The 17,508-nt window shown below is 72.9% G+C and carries 12 protein-coding genes; 5 read left to right on the forward strand and 7 right to left on the reverse strand.

Annotated features, from left to right (window positions below):
- The first annotated feature begins 723 nt into the window (after window positions 1-723).
- From ASF41_RS11965 to ASF41_RS11975, 3 genes are all read left to right on the forward strand, one after another.
- Window positions 724-2,481, forward strand: coding sequence for a type I secretion system permease/ATPase (locus tag ASF41_RS11965; protein WP_407067277.1), 1,758 nt, complete (start codon window positions 724-726; stop codon window positions 2,479-2,481).
- On the forward strand, window positions 2,481-3,830 hold the full coding sequence (locus ASF41_RS11970; protein WP_056221817.1) for an HlyD family type I secretion periplasmic adaptor subunit: 1,350 nt from the start codon (window positions 2,481-2,483) through the stop codon (window positions 3,828-3,830). Before ASF41_RS11965 ends, ASF41_RS11970 begins: the two co-directional genes overlap by 1 nt.
- Window positions 3,831-4,479: 649 nt before the next feature.
- Window positions 4,480-4,701: a DUF6894 family protein gene (locus ASF41_RS11975; protein WP_056221819.1), complete on the forward strand. Its 222-nt coding sequence runs from the start codon at window positions 4,480-4,482 to the stop codon at window positions 4,699-4,701.
- A gap of 175 nt (window positions 4,702-4,876) precedes the next feature.
- On the opposite strand, the gene ASF41_RS11980 is transcribed toward ASF41_RS11975, so the two are convergent.
- The 5 genes from ASF41_RS11980 to ASF41_RS12000 form a co-directional block, all read right to left on the reverse strand.
- The gene (locus ASF41_RS11980; RefSeq protein ID WP_056493489.1) at window positions 4,877-5,749 is read right to left on the reverse strand and encodes an alpha/beta hydrolase; all 873 of its coding nucleotides are present in this window, start codon (window positions 5,747-5,749) and stop codon (window positions 4,877-4,879) included.
- Complete coding sequence (locus ASF41_RS11985; protein ID WP_056276980.1) at window positions 5,739-6,656, reverse strand: polysaccharide deacetylase family protein; 918 nt, start codon at window positions 6,654-6,656, stop codon at window positions 5,739-5,741. Before ASF41_RS11985 ends, ASF41_RS11980 begins: the two co-directional genes overlap by 11 nt.
- Before the next feature lie 105 nt (window positions 6,657-6,761).
- A complete protein-coding gene (locus tag ASF41_RS11990; protein ID WP_056221828.1) occupies window positions 6,762-7,541 on the reverse strand; it encodes an ABC transporter ATP-binding protein in 780 nt (259 codons plus the stop codon).
- Window positions 7,534-8,385 carry an ABC transporter permease gene (locus tag ASF41_RS11995; protein WP_056221830.1) on the reverse strand — a complete coding sequence of 284 codons (852 nt, stop codon included), beginning with the start codon at window positions 8,383-8,385 and terminating at the stop codon, window positions 7,534-7,536. The genes ASF41_RS11990 and ASF41_RS11995 overlap by 8 nt, the downstream gene beginning before the upstream one ends.
- A complete protein-coding gene (locus tag ASF41_RS12000; RefSeq protein WP_056493492.1) occupies window positions 8,382-9,341 on the reverse strand; it encodes an ABC transporter substrate-binding protein in 960 nt (319 codons plus the stop codon). The genes ASF41_RS11995 and ASF41_RS12000 overlap by 4 nt, the downstream gene beginning before the upstream one ends.
- A gap of 126 nt (window positions 9,342-9,467) precedes the next feature.
- Between ASF41_RS12000 and ASF41_RS12005 the strand changes: the two genes are divergently transcribed.
- Window positions 9,468-10,376 (forward strand): LysR family transcriptional regulator, encoded by a 909-nt coding sequence (locus ASF41_RS12005; protein WP_056381005.1) that lies wholly within the window; start codon window positions 9,468-9,470, stop codon window positions 10,374-10,376.
- A 1,235-nt stretch (window positions 10,377-11,611) separates the two neighbouring features.
- Here ASF41_RS12005 and ASF41_RS12015 read toward each other — a convergent pair.
- Entirely contained in the window at window positions 11,612-12,925 is a 1,314-nt protein-coding gene (locus tag ASF41_RS12015; protein ID WP_056276966.1) for a GGDEF domain-containing protein, read from the reverse strand.
- 376 nt (window positions 12,926-13,301) lie between these two features.
- Here ASF41_RS12015 and ASF41_RS12020 point away from each other — a divergent pair, with 376 nt between their 5' ends.
- Complete coding sequence (locus ASF41_RS12020) at window positions 13,302-13,961, forward strand: OmpW family protein (RefSeq protein WP_056493498.1); 660 nt, start codon at window positions 13,302-13,304, stop codon at window positions 13,959-13,961.
- A 31-nt stretch (window positions 13,962-13,992) separates the two neighbouring features.
- Here the strand turns inward: ASF41_RS12020 and ASF41_RS26455 are convergent, their stop codons facing one another.
- Window positions 13,993-17,445, reverse strand: coding sequence for a YhaN family protein (locus ASF41_RS26455; protein WP_056493501.1), 3,453 nt, complete (start codon window positions 17,443-17,445; stop codon window positions 13,993-13,995).
- Window positions 17,446-17,508 lie beyond the last annotated feature (63 nt).

Consider the following 17,508-nt stretch of genomic DNA (forward strand, 5'->3'; position numbering starts at 1 on the left):
AACGTGTCAGCAATCGTCTCACAATCCTCTTCACAGAGGATCCGCAAGAGCAAAATCGCCGCCCACGCTTCTCTTTCTCAGATTCACTTGTCAAAGAACATTGTACCGAACACGAACCGTTCGGTCCCAATGCCGCTACAGACAAAAACAGTTGGTCATCCAGCTCTTCGCCGGATCCCCATCCGAAAGTCTCTGCAGAAGCGTCGGTGCGCCGCCAAACCCGTTGGCCGGCGCCGATGAACCGGGGTATACGGGCGCCGGCCGGGGCCGTCAACACCCAACATCACATTTTTACGACGCCCATGCGCAAGGCATCCCAGCGACCGCCGGGTCGGGCGCGCAGGGCCCCCATGCGTCGCCCCCACCCCTATTCGGCGGTACTCTCGCACGGTGCCGATCGGCGGGGGAGGGGCGGTCTCGGCCTGTCCACGGCGGATTGTGCCACCGCAGCCCCGATCGGCCCCAATTTCGGCGGAGGGCGCATTCACCGCATCTTCACACGATTGCCACATGCCTATGGAATGCGCCGCGGCCGCTTCGCGGGGCGTCTTCGCTCCGACCTCGCAGCGCGCTCCGCTTCGGTATCAGATGTAATCCCGACTGATTACGGGCGCGCACGAGGGAGCATCAGCGCGCGGAGACACTTGCAACGACTAAGTGGCTCGCTCAAAATACAGTTGTGGAGAGGGGCGGGCCGCACCGGTCTCGCCGGGAAGGAAGCAGATCGTGACGCAGGCCCGGGATTCCGCCGAGCTGGCCTCGGCACTGGCGCAGTGCCGGACGGCCTTCATCGGCGTGGCCGCCATGAGCGGGCTCGTGAACGTGCTCTATCTCACCGGCTCGTTCTTCATGCTCGAGGTCTACGACCGGGTGATCCCGAGCCGGTCGGTACCGACCCTGATCGGCCTCTGCATCCTGGCCTTCGTGCTCTACATCTTCCAGGGACTGCTCGAAGCCCTGCGCTCGCGCATCCTGGCCCGCATCGGTGCCGCCCTGGACGAATCCCTGAGCGGGCGAGTCTTCGACATCGTGGTACGCGCGCCCCTGAAGGGGGCCGCCCCCGGCGACGGCCTCCTGCCTCTGCGCGACCTCGACCAGCTGCGCGCCTTCCTCGGCGGCTCGGGCCCCTCCGCCTTCTTCGATCTCCCCTGGATGCCGATCTATCTGCTGATCTGCTTCCTGTTCCATCCCCTGATCGGCGTCGCCGCCCTCGTGGGCGCGGCCGTCCTCGCCACCCTCGGCCTTCTCACCGACCGGGCGACCCGGCATCCGGCCCAGACCGCCACCGCCCACGGCCTGCGTCGGAACGGCCTGGCCGAGGCCGGCCGCCGCAACGCCGAGGTCTTGGCCGCCATGGGCATGCAGGGGCGCTTCGGCACCCGCTGGGCCCTGGCCAACCGCGACTACATGCAGTCCCAGCAGCGCGCCTCCGACATCGCCGGCGGCTACGGCGCCGGCTCCAAGGTGTTCCGCACCGCCCTGCAGTCCGGGGTGCTGGCGCTGGGCGCCTACCTCGTGATCAACGGTCTGGCCTCCGCCGGCATCATCATCGCCTCCTCGATCCTGGTGGCCCGGGCCCTGGCCCCGGCGGAGCTCGCCATCGCCAACTGGAAGAGCTTCGTCCAGGCCCGCCAGTCCTGGGCCCGCCTCTCCGAGCTCTTCGCCCGCATGCCCGCCGGCGCGCAGCCGCACGCGCTCCCGGCGCCATCCCGCGCGCTTCAGGTCGAGAGCGTCAGCGTCGCCCCGCCCGGAACCCCCCGCCTCGTGGTCCAGGACGTCAGCTTCGCCCTCCAGGCCGGCCAGGGCCTCGGCGTCATCGGCCCCTCGGCCTCGGGCAAGTCGAGCCTGGTGCGCGCCCTCGTCGGGGTCTGGCCGGCCGTGCGCGGCAAGGTGCGCCTCGACGGCGCCGCCCTCGACCAATGGTCGGCCGACGATCTCGGCCCCCATATCGGCTTCCTGCCCCAGGAGGTGGAGCTGTTCGCCGGCACGGTGGCGGAGAACATCGCCCGCTTCGATCCGCAGGCCCCCTCCGACGCCGTGATCGCGGCCGCCCGCGCGGCCGGCGTGCACGAGCTGATCCTGCGCCTGTCTGAGGGCTACGACACCCGCATCGGCGAGGGCGGTGCCGGCCTCTCCGCCGGCCAGCGCCAGCGCGTCGGCCTGGCCCGGGCCCTCTACGGCGATCCCTTCCTGGTCATCCTCGACGAGCCCAACGCCAATCTCGACGCGGAGGGCGAGAACGCCCTGACCCAGGCGATCATCGGGGTGCGCCGCCGCGGCGGCATCTGCATCGTCATCGCCCACCGGCCGTCCGCCCTCGGCGCGGTCGACCTCATCCTGATGATGGCGGAGGGCCGGGCCCAGGCCTTCGGGCCGAAGGACGAGGTCCTCAAGCGCGTGCTGCGTCCGGCCTCGGTCCCCGTGGAGGCCCGCCCCGTGGACACGCAGGCCGGCCCCGGCGCCCTGCAGGAGAGTGCATGATGTCCGTCGCCCTCAGCCCCGTCGACCTGCATCCCGCCCTCACGGCCCCGCGTCCCACCGCGCAGGGCTCGATCCGCCGCCACCTCGCCCTCGGCCTCGCCCTGGGCGCGGTGCTGGTGGTGGGCGTGGGCGGCTGGGCCACCTTCACCCAGATCTCCGGCGCCGTGATCGCGCCGGGCCAGCTCGTGGTCGAAACCGACGTGAAGAAGGTGCAGCATCCCACCGGCGGCGTCGTCGGCGAGCTGCGGGTCCACGACGGCATGCGCGTCAAGGCCGGCGACATCCTGATCCGTCTCGACGAGACCCAGACCCGGGCCAACCTCGACATCATCCTGAAGGCCCTCGACGAGCTCTCCGCCCGGCGCGCCCGCGACGAGGCCGAGCGCGACGGCGCCGCCACCATCGCCTTCCCGCCCGAGTTGCTGGCCCGCAAGGACAGCGATCCCTCGGTGGCCCACCTGATCGAGGGCGAGACCCGGCTGTTCAGGTCCCGCGTGGCCGGCCGCGAGGGCCAGAAGGCGCAGCTGCGCGAGCGCGTCCAGCAGCTGCGCGAGGAGATCAAGGGCCTGACCGAGCAGGTCGCGGCCAAGGCCCGCGAGGTCGGCTTCATCACCGGCGAGTTGCAGGGCGTGCGGGAGCTCTACGCCAAGAACCTGGTGCCCCTGGCCCGGGTCAACGCCCTCGAGCGCGACGCCGCGCGCCTCGACGGCGAGCGCGGGCAGCTCCTCGCCTCGACGGCCTCGGCACGCGGCAAGATCGCCGAGACCGAGCTGCAGATCCTTCAGATCGACGGCGACATGCGCACCGAGACCGGCAAGGACCTCGCCGAGATCCGGGGCAAGTGGTCGGAATACGTCGAGAAGCGCGTGGCCGCCGAGGACCAGCTCAAGCGTGTCGACATGCGCGCCCCGCAATCGGGCACGGTGCACCAGATGACGGTGCACACGATCGGCGGCCTGGTGACGCCCTCCGAGCCCGCCATGCTGATCGTGCCGGAGGCGGACCAGCTCGCGGTGGAGGTGAAGATCCAGCCGCAGGACATCGACAATGTCCGCCTCGACCAGGCGGCGGTGCTGCGCTTCTCGGCCTTCAACCAGCGCACCACGCCGGAGATCGACGGGGTGGTGTCGCGGGTCTCGGCCGACGTCACCTCCGATCCGAAGACCGGGATGAGCTACTACACGGCCCGCATCCGCGTGCCGGAGGACCAGAAGGAGCGCCTCGGCACCGCCCGCCTCGTCCCGGGCATGCCGGTCGAGACCTTCATGCAGCTCGGCAACCGCTCGGTGCTCAGCTACCTCACCAAGCCGCTCACCGACCAGATCGCCAAGGCCTGGCGAGAAAAGTAAGGCCTGGTGAGAAAAGTAAGGCTTGGCGCGAGAAGTAAGGCCTGGCGAGAAAAGGAAAACGTGGCGCGAGGCGTTCGTCTCGCCGGAAGCCGGATGGCCCCGGCCTGCGCGAAGGCCGCTGCGCCTGAACGGGGGATGGCCCGTGCGCTGGCGGGAGGGATCAGCAGGCCGGCTGGATCGCGGACATCAGGCTTCGAAGGACGGCCCGGAGATGGGCGCGGAGCGCCAGGACCCGCTCGTCCGGCAGGGCCTCGGTTCCTGCCCTCTCGCTTCCGGGACCTGCAAGATATCCGTCGAACCCGCTCATCGGCAGCGCCCCTCAATGCCACGACGCATTTTTGCAGTGCACAAAAGACAAAAAGTATTATTCCAGACCGATTGTCAATACCTGCTTCTAGCGCAATTGCGCATCCCATTCGCCAATTGCATCTTCGATGAATGAAGCGCTTAATTCTACCTGAAGTTAATCGGGATTGAGCAACGATATCCGATACTGAGCACGCCACGGCCTCCCTTTGACTGGCCCGTCGCCCATACCCTGAGACCTGGATCCCTTCCGGCCTGGAACGGACGTGCGGCGGTTCGGGCGGCAGGCCAGCGGGGGCGACAGGCCCATGCTCGTCCCTGCGTCCCGAGGGCCATTTCCCCGATGCGCTTCCATTTCGATCTCACCGATGGCCGGACCACGATGCCCGACGCGAGGGGCGCCGAAGCGGCCGACCTCGCCGAGGCCATCGCCCAGGCCGCGCTGGTCATCGAGGAACTTCGCAGGGGCGGCGAACTGGTCCATGTCGAGGGCGCCTGGGATCTCGTGATCCGGGATGCGGACGGGCGGGACCTGCACCGCATCCCCGTCGTCCCGAGGGCGTGAGTGCGCGGACCTGCGCGTCCGAAGCCGAAGCTATGCCGCATCGACGGGGCCGTGCATTAACTTTCCATGAGCGCTTCACGATCAGCGGTTCACGATGCGTGGCCTGCCCTGAGCCGAGGCGGGTCGGAGGAGGGGCCGACCGGGCGAAGGCGGGGCGATTCGCGTCCGGGACGACTCAGGAATGGCCCAACGCGGCGGCGATGCGGGCCAGGCGCCCGTCCGGATGCGCCAGGGCCTCGAGGATCGAGAAATGATCCGCGCCGTCGAGCGCGACGCAGCGGGTCTCGGGCTCCACCGCCGCGCGCGCCGCGGCGTAGGCCTTCGACTGGCGCCGAAGTTCGGGCAGTTCGTCGGCCCCGTAAGCGACCACCAGGGGGACGAAGCGGCGGGGGGCCAGGCGGATCGGCGACAGCGCCTCCACCTCCCCGGGCGTGAGCCGGAGCGCGTCGTCGAGGGACGTCCGGCGGATGGGCGCGAGATCGTAGATCCCGCTGATCGCGAGGCCGGCATCGGCGTCCGGCCCGTCCAGCGCCAGGGCGGCGAGGTGCCCGCCCGCCGACCAGCCGGAAACCACGAGGCGCCGACGCCCCAGGCCCACGGCGGCATCGTGCGCCCGCAGGGCGCGCAGGGCCGCCCGGATCTCGTCCGCGATCCGGGTCAGCGACGCCTCCGGCACCAGGGTGTAGCCGATCAGGGCCACGTCGAGGCCGAGGGCGAGCGGCCCCTCGGCCAGACAGGCGAAGCCCTCCTTGGCGTTCCGCTGCCAGTAGCCGCCATGGATGAAGGCCAGCAGCGGGGCGCCGGCCCGTCCGCAGGCGAACAGGTCGATCCGATTCCGGGGGCCGGCAGCGTGGGGCGGCCCCGGATCGTAGGGGAGATCGAGGGTGTGGCCCGGGCGGGCCCGGAGGGCGGCGCTGCGCGCGCTCCAGTCGGCGAGGCGGGCGGCGCTGTCGGCGACCGCCCCCGCATTGTCGTAGGCCCGGCTCAGGGCCGCGCGGTCGAGGTCCCGCCAGTCCGTCGGCGGCGTCCCGTCGGTCTCAAGCCTCATCGCCGGTTCCCCGATACCAGTCCACGAGTTCGCCCCCTTGGGCGAACCAGACGTCGTCGCGGGCGAGGAGCGCGTCGAGGAGCCGCTCCAGCAGCCCGATGCGGTGGGGGACGCCGGTGATGTAGGGGTGGAGGGCGAATCCCATCACCTTGGCGCCGCCCAGCGGCCCGTCGCCGGCCGCCTCCGCGGCGAGGCGCTCGACCTGGGCCAGCGCCCGGGCCACGAACTCGTCGGCACGGTGATGCTGGATCGCCAGCAGGGGGATGTCGTTCAGCTCCACCGAGTAGGGCAGGGCGATGAGCGGGCGCGTCGCGGTGGCGATGCGGCTTGGCCGGTCGTCCACCACCCAGTCGCCCACATAGTCGAGACCGGCGGCGGCGAGGTGGTCCGGGGTGTCGAGGGTCTCGGTCAGGCCGGGCCCGAGCCAGCCGCGCGGGTTCGTCCCCGTCACGGCGCGGATCGCCGCCAGGGTCCGGGCGATCATCGCGGGCTCGTCCGCGATGCGGTGGGTCGGGACCTGGTGGAAGCCGTGGCCCATGAACTCCCAGCCCGCGGCGTGGGCTTCGTGCGCCACGCGGGGATAGGCCTCGCAGACCGAGCCGTTGACCGACAGGGTCGGGCGGACCCCGCGCGCCTGGAACGCCGCGAGGAAGCGCCAGAACCCGACGCGCATCCCGTATTCGTGCCAGCCCCAGTTGGCGAGGTCGGGCAGGAGGGTCGCGCCGGTCGGCGCCACCAGGATCTGGCGCGGCATCGGGTTGTCGATGAGCCAGTGCTCGACATTCACCACCGGCCAGATCGCCACGTGCTTGCCCTTCGGCAGGACGAGGCGCGGCCGGTCGATGGCGGCCCGGTAGGCGAGGCGGCGCTCGGGGCGGCGGGGGTCCGACAAATCCGGTTCGGTCATGCGGGCTCGGCGCGGCACCAGGGGTTGGACATGTGGAGGGCGGCGGGCGCCGCCCGTTCCCCTTCCCCTCGAGGGGGAGAGGGACCCGTTCCGGACGTCAGCGCCTCACGCGGCGACGCGGCCGTGATGGCTGTGGAGCTGGGCCGAGAGCATCCGGCGGATGTCGTTGAAGGCCGGGCTCGAGACGTCGCGGCGGCGGGGCAGGGCGATGTCGTGCACGGCGTCGATCCGGCCGGGGCTCGGCGACATCACCACGACGCGGTCGGCGAGGAAGATCGCCTCCTCGATGGCATGGGTGACGAACAGCACGGTCAGGCCCGTGCGGCTCCAGAGCTCGAGGAGCTCGTCCTGCAGGCGCTCGCGGGTCATGGCGTCGAGCGCCCCGAAGGGCTCGTCCATCAGCACCACCTCCGCCTCGTTGGCCAGCACCCGGGCGATGGCGACGCGCTGCTTCATGCCCCCCGAGAGCTGGTGGGGATGCGCGTCCGCAAAGGGGCCGAGGCCCACGAGGTCGATGTAGCGGGCCACCGTGTCGCGGATCTCAGGCGCAGGGCGCCCGCGGGATTTCGGACCGAATCCGATGTTGTCGCGGACCGAGAGCCAGGGGAACAGGCCGTAATCCTGGAAGACCATGCCGCGCGACGGGTCGGGGCCGGCGATGGGCTTGCCCCACATGCACGCTTCGCCGGAGGAGGGCGCCTCGAAGCCGGCGGCGATGCGCAGCAGGGTGGACTTGCCGCAGCCCGAGGCGCCCAGCAGGCAGACGAACTCGCCCCGCGTCACCGTGAGGTTGGCCCCCTTCAGGGCGGTCACCGTCCTGCCCTGGACCGCGAAGGTCTTGCCGACGTCGCGGATCTCGAGAATCGGAAGCGTCGGATCACCCATGAGACGGACTCCAGGCCAGGAGGCGGCGGCCGATCAGCATGACGATCCGGTCCGACAGGAAGCCCGCGACGCCGATGACGATCATGCCGCAGATGACGATCTCGGTGCGGGAAAGCTGGCGCGCCTCCATGATGATGGCGCCGAGCCCCGTCTGCACGCCGGTCATCTCGCCGACCACGATCACCACCCAGGCGAAGCCGAGACCGAGGCGCAGGCCCGTGAAGATCGACGGCAGGGCGGCGGGCAGCACCACCCGGGCGAACTGGGCCGAGCCCCGGCAGCCGAGCATCGCCGCCGCCTCGAACAGGCGCGGCTCCACCGAGCGCACCCCGAAGATGGTGTTGACCAGGATGGGGTAGAACGCCCCGAGGAAGACGAGGAAATAGGCCGAGCGCGGCCCGAGGCCGAACAGGATCATGGCGAGCGGCAGCCAGGCGGTGACCGGCACCGGCCGCAGGATCTGGAAGGTCGGGTCGAGGAGCTGGCGCATCAGCGGCACCCGCCCGATGAGGAGGCCGAGGGGGAGCGCGAACAGCACCGCGAGAGCGAAGCCCCCGTAGACCCGCGACAGCGAGGCGCCGAGATGGGTGAGCAGGGTGGCGCTGAAGGCGTCGTCGTTGATGCCCCCCACGGCGAGGTCGACCAGCGCCGTCCAGACCTCCGCGGGCGGCGGGATCAGGCTGTAGGGCCGCCCCGTCGTCAGGAGATGCCAGATGACGGCGAGCCCGGCGGGGATCGCCAGGGCCAGGGCCGCCTCGCGCAGGCGCCCCCAGGGCCATGCGACGCGCGGGCGGGGCGGGGCCGCCGGCACGGACGCCGCGACGGCGGCCGGCGCGGCGCTCACGCGTCCCTCATGGCATCGACGAAGCGGGTGTCGATGAAGGTCGAAAAATCGGGCAGGCGCTTGATCTGCTTCAGGGCGAGCATGCGGTCGGCATAGACCTTGGCCTGGGCGACCTCGGTCTCACCGAGCTTCCATTTCAGCTCGACGTTCGGGGCGGAGAGTTCCAGCGCCTCCCGCTTCTGCCCGAGCTTGGCCACCGCCATGGCGATCATCGCCTCGCGGTTGCCCTGCGCAAACTCCGTGGCCTTGCGGTGGATCTCCAGCATCGTGCGGACGATCTCGGGCCGCTCCGCCGTGGTGTCGGCGTGCGCGCCGAACACCATGTTGAGGGCGCCCATCTCGGTCCCGTAGGGATACTCGACGAGGCTGCCGACGCCGCTGGCGAGGCTCACGCCCGGGGCCGGCTCGGCGCCCACATAGGCGTCGATGTCGCCGCGCGCCAGGGCGATGTGCATCTCCGAGAACGAGATCCGCACCGGGGTGATGTCCTTCACGCTCATCCCTTCCTGGCGCAGGCGCTCCAGGGCGAAGACCTCCTGGGTCGAGCCGGGCCACAGGGCGACGCGCTTGCCCTTGAGGTCCTTGAGGGCGGCGATGCCCGCATCCTTCCTGGCGATGATCGCCATGCCGCGGTTGCAGGTCGAGGCGATGATGACGAGGGGCTCGCCGGCGGCCGCTCCCAGGGTGCCGGCGGCGATGCCGAAGGTCCCGAAATCCACCGACTTCGTCACCACCGCGTTCTTGCACTCGGTGGGGCTCTCGAACGGCACGACCTCGACCTTGTATCCGGCCGGGGTGAACGACTCGTAGAAATGCGGCGCGATCGAGTGGATCAGCTTCAGGGAGCCCATCCGGATCACCGTGGGGGCCTGCGCCCGGGCCGGACGGGGAAGGCCGAGGGGCGTGGCCAGGAGGCCGGCGCCGAGGCCGGCCAGGAGGGTGCGACGGCGGATCATGGCGGGGCTCCGGACGGCAAGTCTCGACCACCGAGGCTAGGGTCATCGCCTGTTGCACGCGAGTGCTGTTTCTTGACTGCCCCGTTGCCGATCGGGCAACAGGGGCGGGACCAGCGGACCCGCACGATGAAGCACCTACGCATCCTCACCTACGTGGCCGAGGTGGCCCGCCACGGCGCGATCCGCCGGGCGGCGGAGCGGCTCAACATCACGCCCTCCGCCCTGACCCGGCAGATCCAGGACCTCGAATACGAGCTCGGCACGCCGATCTTCGAGCGGGTGGCCCAGGGCATGCGCCTCAACGCGGCCGGCGAATTGCTGGTGCGCCACATCCGCGACCAGCGCGCCGACCTGGAGCGGGTGCGCTCGCAGATCGCCGACCTGTCCGGGGTCCGGCGCGGGCACGTGGCGCTGGCCTGCAGCCAGGCCTTCGTCAACCACGTGGTGCCGGACGAGGTCGAGGCCTACCGGGCACAGTTCCCGCAGGTGACCTTCACCGTGCAGGTCCGCGATCACGTCCAGGCGGTGGCGGCGCTGGCCCAGTTCGAGGCCGACCTCGCCCTGGTGCTGCAGCCGCCGCCCTCGGCCGACATGCAGGTGCTGTTCTCCTGCCGCCAGACGCTGTGCGCGCTGATGCGGGCCGAGCACCCGCTGGCCGCGGAGACCGGCCCGGTGCGCCTGCGCGACTGCCTCGCCCACCCGATGGCCCTGCCGGACCGCTCGCTCGCCATCCGCCACCATTTCGACGACGCGCTGGGCCGCCGGGGCACACCGCTGAGGCCCGCCATCGAGTCGAGCTCGCTGGAATTCCTGCGCAACCTCGTCCTGCGCGAGGACGCGGTCAGCCTGCAGGTCCCGAGCGGCATCCCCGAAGATCCCCGCCTGCGCTCCCGCCCCATCGACGCCCGGGACCTCGCCCCGATGGCGCTGATCCTGGCGCAGCTGCGGGGCCGCACCCTGCCGGTGGCGACGGCCAAGTTCGCCGACCGCTTCGCGAGCAGCCTGCACCGGCGCTACGGCGTCGCGGCATCCTGACGGCGGAGGCGGAGATGCGCGTCCCCCGCCGCGTCCCCATCTCCACCCGGCCCATTGGCACGGGATCGGACATGACGCGGATGCGCCTGCGCGGCGGTGCGGCCTGGTTCTCCGCGGCCGCGGGCTGGATCGGCCTCCTGGCGGCCGGCGTGACCCTGGCGGTCGCGGCGGCACCGGTGCTCGTACCCGCCGCGCGCGCGGGCCGCCTCCTCGCGGCGGCCGACGATCCCGGCGCCCTGGCGGAGATCCGCCTGGAGCGCGCGGCCACGCCGGAGCGCCTGGAGGCCGGGCTCGATGCCGCGGTCGCGGCGGAGGACGAGGACCTCGCCCTGAGCTTCCTGGCGCTGGCCGAGACCCGCGGCCTGCCCGTCGATCCGGCCCGCCGGGGCCGCGTGGAGGCCCTGGCGCAGGGCCGGATGAGCCGCGCCGCCCGGGACTTCGCGGCCGGGGCGGTCTCGGGCACCGCGGAGGGGACGGCGGGTCTCGCCGGCACCCTCGCGGCCGACGTGACCGGCCTCGGCGACCTGCGCGACCTCCTGCGCGAGGGCGGGCGCTACGCCCGCGCCGAGCCCTACGACCCGCTCCTCCTCGGCATGGCGCTGGTGGGCCTGCCGCTCACCGTCGCCACCTGGACGGCCGGGGCGGGCGCGGGCGGGCGTGCCGGCATGACCGTGCTGAAGGCGGCCCGGCGCGGCGGCCGGCTCTCGCCCGCACTCGCCGCGAGCCTGGGCCGCACGGTCCGCGCCGGCCTCGATCGCGAGGCCGTGGCCGGCGCGGTCGCCGCCTCCGCCCGCCTGGACGTCGCCGGCGCGCGGGCCGCCGCCGGCCTCGCCATCCGGCCCGGCACGGTGGCGCGCCTGACGAACCTGGCCGGCGATGCCCTCGTGCTCGGCCGCCGCACCGGCCAGCGCGGGGTGATGCAGGTGCTCGGCCTCGCCCGGGACTCCGGCGACGTCACCCGCGCGGTCCGCCTCAGCGAGCGCCTCGGCCCCCGCACCCGCGCCACCCTGGCGCTCCTCGGCCGTGGCGCCCTGGCCCTCGGTGCCGGCCTCGCGGCCCTGGCCAGCGCCCTGCTGGCGGGGCTGGCCTGGTGCCTGGGTCTGGCGCTGTTCTGCCGACGCCTCGGACTGCTCCTCGGACGCGCGATCTGGCGCCGGCCCACGCCCCCGAGCCTGCGGGACGCGGGCCGGGCCGGGCCTGACGGGGTCTTCGGGCCGGAGCAGGTCCGGGACGCCCTAAGCCAGGCGCAGATCGGCGTGCGGCAGATCGGCGACCGGCACGTTGACCGGCAGGTCCACCACCGGGGGGTCGAGCGGCGTCGGATCGGCGAGCGGCAGGGCACGGGCCTGCCCGAGGCCACCCCCGACTGCGCCCCCCACTGCGCCGGGCGTCGGAGCCGCCTTCGGCTCGCAGCAGACGCGGTTCCGCCCCTGGGCCTTCGCCCGGTAGAGGGCGGCGTCGGCCTGCCGCGTCGCCTCCTCAAAGCTCGCCGCGTCCAGCCCCATCATGGCGGCTCCGATGCTCACCGTGACCGTCAGGGCCCCGGACCGATGCGGAAACGGCTCCTCGGCGACGGCCGCCCGCACGCGTTCGGCCACGGGCAGGAGTTCCTGCGGACCGGCGCCCGGAAGAACGATGAGGAACTCCTCGCCGCCCCAGCGGGCGATCAGGTCCGTGGCCCGGAGCGTTGCCCGCACGCGGGCCGCGAACGTCGCCAGGATGGCGTCCCCGCTCTCGTGGCCGTAGCGGTCGTTGATGGACTTGAAGTGGTCGATGTCCAGGATCAGGACCCCGCCCAGCGCCTGCCGGCCCGGGGCCGGAAGGCGGCGGCGCAGCTGCTTCTGCAGGCCGCGGCGGTTGGAGAGCCCGGTGAGCGGATCCGTCTCGGCCAAGCGCAGGAGCGTCCGGTTGGCGCGCTCGGCGGCCATCGCGATGTAGCCGAAATAGGCCAGGACCCCCATGACCTGATCCAGGATCATGGAGTTGCGCTCGGTCTCCGCCGAGGCCGTCGGCCAGTCGGTGCCGACGAGGACCCCGATCGAGACGAGGAAGACCAGCACATAGGATCCGAACGCCACGGTCACGATGGATTGCGACCACAGGCGTTCGACGCCCGGCGACAGGCGAACGGTCTCGCGGGCGGCCAGGAGGGCGACCCCGAGGCAGCAGAGGAACACGGCCGCGACCGCCAGGCGGTTGGCGACACCGGCCGAGAGCAGGAGCGGATAGAGGAGACCCGGGAGGGCGGTGAGACAGATCCCGAGATCGATCCGCACGGGGCGGCCGAAGAAGCTGCGCAGGCCCGTCCAGCACAGGACGAGACTCCCGGCGTAGAGCCAGTAGACGACCATCGCGATCCAGACCGGCGGCGCGTCGGACGACGGGACGTGCATCATGATGAGCGATCCCACCATCGACGTCCCCATGGCGCCCATCCATTGCCAGAGAAAGGTCTGCTGCCGCTGGCTGAGGGCCATGACGAGAAAGACGACGACGTAGGCACACCGGCTGGCAGCACTGGCAAAGTGAAGGGTGTGGAGATCAAGCATCACAGAACTCCGTCTCCAGACACAGCGCCACCACCGTCACAACAATCGCGGCATCTGTGGAGGCTGCCACGGGATTTATCATTTCATAAGATACGAATACGCAACGAATGCATAGGGGCGACGATCAGGAAGATTTATTGTATTTGCACTACTATATCAAATACATATCTGCGAAAATCGTCCTGCAATACTGTAAATCTGCAAAATTAAGGACATGGCAAAGGGCATGCTTAAGAGTATCTTCAGTCGATCCGCCTAGCTTTCCGGGACAGCCCCGCGACCGGGTGCGCCGCGCGAGCCCCGTCCCGGCGGCCTTCCGCCCGGGCCCCGGCGCCCGAGCGCGTCGCGCGGTCCGGCCTCTCCGAAAGCACGTCCCATGTCGAAGCTCGCCTCGTCCCTCGGTTCGCTCCTGGCCGTCGTCCTCGCGGACGGAGCGGGCCTCGCACGGGCGGCGGAGCCCGTCGGCGTCGATCGCGGCTTGCGGGCCGGGGACTGGCTCGTGCGCGGCCGCATCATGGGCACCATCCCCACGGAGCAGAGCACCCACATCGCCGTGATCGGCGGACAGAGCAAGACGCCCACCGCCCTGCTGCCGGACGGCGACGTCTCGTACTTCCTGACGGATCACATCGCCATCGAGGGACAGGCGGGCCCGATCCGGACCCGCCCGAAGATCCGGAACTCGCTGGTGGGCGACGTCGCGATCGGATCGGTCTGGAACGCCGCCGCCATGGCGACCCTCCAGTATCACCTCCTGCCCGGGGCGCGTCTCAATCCCTATCTCGGGGTCGGCCTCGCCGTGACCACGCCCATCGCGATCGACCCGGCGCGGGGGATCCCCGATTTCACGCTCGGGTCGCTGGCCAGCCCCGTGCTCCAGGCCGGCCTCGACTATCACCTCGGCGGCAACTGGTTCGGGAACGTTGCGGTGAAGTACCTCTTCGTGCCGCGTCAATCCTACACGATCGGCGGCGTGCGGGTGGCGGCCGACCTGGACATGCTCATGGTGGGCGCCGGCCTCGGCTACCGGTTCTGAGCGCGCCGCGCCCGAAGCGGGGCGGCGCCGTTCACAGGTCGAGCACGTCCACCGCATCCCCCAGGCGCGCCCGGGCCAGGTCCGCCACGTGGCGGTGGTGGGTGAACAGGATCGGCTGGATCGTGCCGCCCACCGCCGCCAGGGCCTCGAGGCCGTGGGCGGTGCGGGCGTCGTCGAAGGTGAGGAACAGGTCGTCGCCGATGAAGGGGGCGGGCTCGGCGCGGGCGGCGTAGTCCTCCAGGTAGGCCAGGCGCAGGGCGAGGTAGAGCTGGTCGCGGGTGCCCTCGCTCAAGCCCTCCACGGGCACGAGCTCGCCCGAGGCCCGGCGCCCCGCGAGGCGGGGGGTGTCGGCGGCGTCGTAATCCTGGGCGAGGCCCGCGAAGGCGCCTCCGGTCAGGGCCCCGAACAGGGTGCCGGACCGGGTGAGCAGCGGGTCCTGCTGGCCGGCCCGGTGGCGGCCGATGGCGGTGCCGAGCATCAGGCTCGCGAGCTTCAGCACCGCCCAGTGCCGGGCATTGGCCTGGAGTTCGGCCTCCGCCGCCTTGCGCTGGGCGAGCGCCAGCTCGGCCCCGATGCCCCCCTCCAGCTCGGCGCGACGGCGCTCGTGCCGGTCGCGGTCGGCGAAGGCCCGCTGTCCGCGCTGATCCAGGTCCTCGGCCTCCGCCGCCAGGTTGGCGAGCGATCCCTCGATGTCGTCGCCGGTGAGGGCGGCGAGGTCCGCCCGGAGATCGGCTTCGCCGTGGCCGTCGGCGGCCCGGGCGAGCTCGGCCCGGCGCTCGGCCAGCTCGGCCTGGCAGGCCCGGCGGGCGGTGAGGCGCCCGTGGAGCGCCTCCGGGTCGGTGCCGGGGGGCAGCCCGGCGGCCGCCCCCTCGGCCATGAGGGCGGTCAGGTCGGCACCCGCGGCCTGCGCCGCCTGGGCCGCCTGCACCCGCGCCGCCTCGGCGGCATCGCGCTGGCGCCCCAGCTCCGCCCGGCGGGTCTCGCCCCTGAGGGCGTCCTGCAGGCGGGTGTGCAGCGCCTTCATGGCGGCGGTGGGGGGCAGGGCGGCGAGATCGGGCGCCACCGCCGCGGTCAGGCGCGCCACCGCCTCGCGATGGACCCCGATGTCGCGCGCGATGCCGTTGACCCGGCCGAGGCGGTTGTCGCGCTCGGACAGGGCCGCCGGCACCGCGCGCCAGGCGGCCAAAGCCGCCTCGGCCTCGTCCGGCGTGGCCGCGGCCGCCAGGCCGAGATCGGCGAGGGCGGGCCCCCAGGCCGTGCGCCAGGCGGCCTCGCGGGCCAGGGCCTCGGCGAGGGCCGCCGCCGTGCGGGCGATCTGCTCCGCGGCGGTCTCGGCGCGGGTCTTGGCCTCGCGCACCGCCTCCCAGCGCAGGGCGAGTTCGCCGACCCGGTCCTCGAGGCGGGCGAGCATCCGGCCGAGATCGAGGCCGTCGAGGTCGGGCAGGCCGGCCCGGCGGCTGAGATCCGCCAGGGGCGCCCGGCAGGCCTCGACCCGGGCGGCCATGCGGGCCTGCTCCAGCCTTGTGGTCTCCAGCCCTTGCGCGGAATCCTGCAGGGTCTCGACCTCCGTGAGCCAGGTGGCCATCTCGGCCGGGGCGGCGGGGTCGATCCCGCAGGGGGCCCAGGCCGCCCGCCAGGCGGCGGCGCCCTCGGCCAGCCGCGCCTCGCAGGCGGCGAGGGCCTCGTCCGCCGCGGCGGCCTCGGCCTGCTCGGCCGCGAGGCTGCGGGTGTCGGCCCCCTGCTCGGCCACCCGGGCGGCGTCGCTCACGAGGTCGTCGGCCGCCCGGTCGGCGGCGGCGAGCGCCGCGCCGAAGCGGGCCAGGATCTCGGGGGCGCCCCCGGGCAGGTCGGCCAGGAGGGCGTCGCGGCGGGCGCGCAGGGCCAGGAGGTCCGCCAGGCTCGGGATCGGCCGACCGGCGGCGCGCGCCTCCAGGCGGGCGCGGCGCTGGGCCACCGCCGCCTGCGCCGCCGCCAGGCGGTCGGCGGCCCGGTCGCGCGCGCGCAGCGCCCCGTCGAGGGTGCTCCGGTAGCGCGCCACCGCCTCGGCCGAGGGCGGGCGTCCGGCGGCGTAGGCGTCGAGATCCGGGATCGGGGGGCTGAGGCGGCCGGCCTGGGTCCGGATCGAGGCCGCCTCGCGGGTGAGGGCGGCGTCCAGGTCGTCGCGCCGGTCGAGGTCGCGGCGCAGGCCCGCGAAGGCCTTCAGGTCGGCCCGCAGGGGGGCCGGATCGGCGAGGGCGCCCGCGCCCGCCGTGGCGGCGGCGAGGCGGTCCCGCTCGGCCTCGCGGGCGGCGAGGTCCTGGCGCAGGCGAGCGATCGTGGCGGCGTCCTCGCGGCCCGCGCGGATCAGGCCCTCGATGCGGGCGCGGGCCGCGTCCGAGGGCTGGCGCGCCCGCAGGGCCTCGGCATCCGGCAGGCCGATCCGGGCCGCGAGCTGGGCGAGCTCGCGCGCGACGGCATCGGCCTCGCCCTGGATGCGGGGCAAATCGATGCCGCCCTTGTCGAAGCGGTCGGTGCCGCGGAACGCCTCCAGGATCTCGTCGGCTCGGGCGAGCACGCCCTCCTCCACCGGCACCTGCTCCAGGGCAAGGGCGGCCTGCGCGGCGGCGGACCGGGTGCGGGCCGCCGCCTCCGCCGTGGTGCGCAGGGCCGCCAGGGCCTGGCCGAGGCGGTCGATCCAGGCCTCCGGCACCGCGATCAGGCCAGGCTCGGCCTCGGCGCGGGCGGCGGCCGCATCGATGGCCTGGAGAAGCGGGCCGACCCGGCGCAGGCGGGTGAGCCGGGCCTGCTCGGCGGCGATGCGCGCCCGCTCCGCCTTGAGGGCGACGAGGGCCGCCCCGGCGGCCTCGATCTCGCCGTTGAGGTCGCGCCAGTCGCCCGCCCGCAACTCCCCGGCGCGGATCGCCTTGCGGGCCTCGTCGTAGCGCTGGAGCGCCTGGTAGAAGGTCCGGCTCTGGGCGGCGCGCGGCATGAAGATGCCCGCGGCCTCGGTCTCGAGCTCGGCCTGGAGGCCGCTGTAGCCGCGCAGGCCCGAGGCCGCCGCGAACAGGCTGGCACCGACCTCGCCCTCGGCATCCATCATCTCGGCCGCCCCCGCCCGCAGGGCGCGGGCGTCGAGGCCGAAGGCGCGGCAGAACACCTCGCGGGACAGTCCGCCGAGGAAGGGCGCCAGGGCATCCTCCGGCAGGGCCGCGTCGGCGGCGTCCACGAGGGTGTTCCGGTTGCCCTTGCGCCGCCGGAACCCGAGCCGGCGGCCGTCGGCGGCGCGGATCTCGGCGCCGATCCGCATCTGCGGCATGTCGTGCAGGAAGTCGTAGCGGGTCCGCGTCTCGATGCCGAACAGCAGGTCCGTGACGGCGCTGAGCGCCGAGCTCTTGCCAGCCTCGTTGGCCCCCAGCACCACGTGCAGGCGCGCGTCCTCGCGGAACGTGACGGTGCGGTCCGTGAAGGGACCGTAGCGTTCGAGGGCGAGGGAGAGGAGACGCATCGGAACCTTGGGGGACGCTTCGGGAAGAGCTTCGGGACCCTTGGGGGGGTGCTTGCCGGCGGG

The sequence above is a fragment of the Methylobacterium sp. Leaf111 genome, assembly GCF_001423285.1.
Classification (GTDB): Bacteria; Pseudomonadota; Alphaproteobacteria; order Rhizobiales; family Beijerinckiaceae; genus Methylobacterium.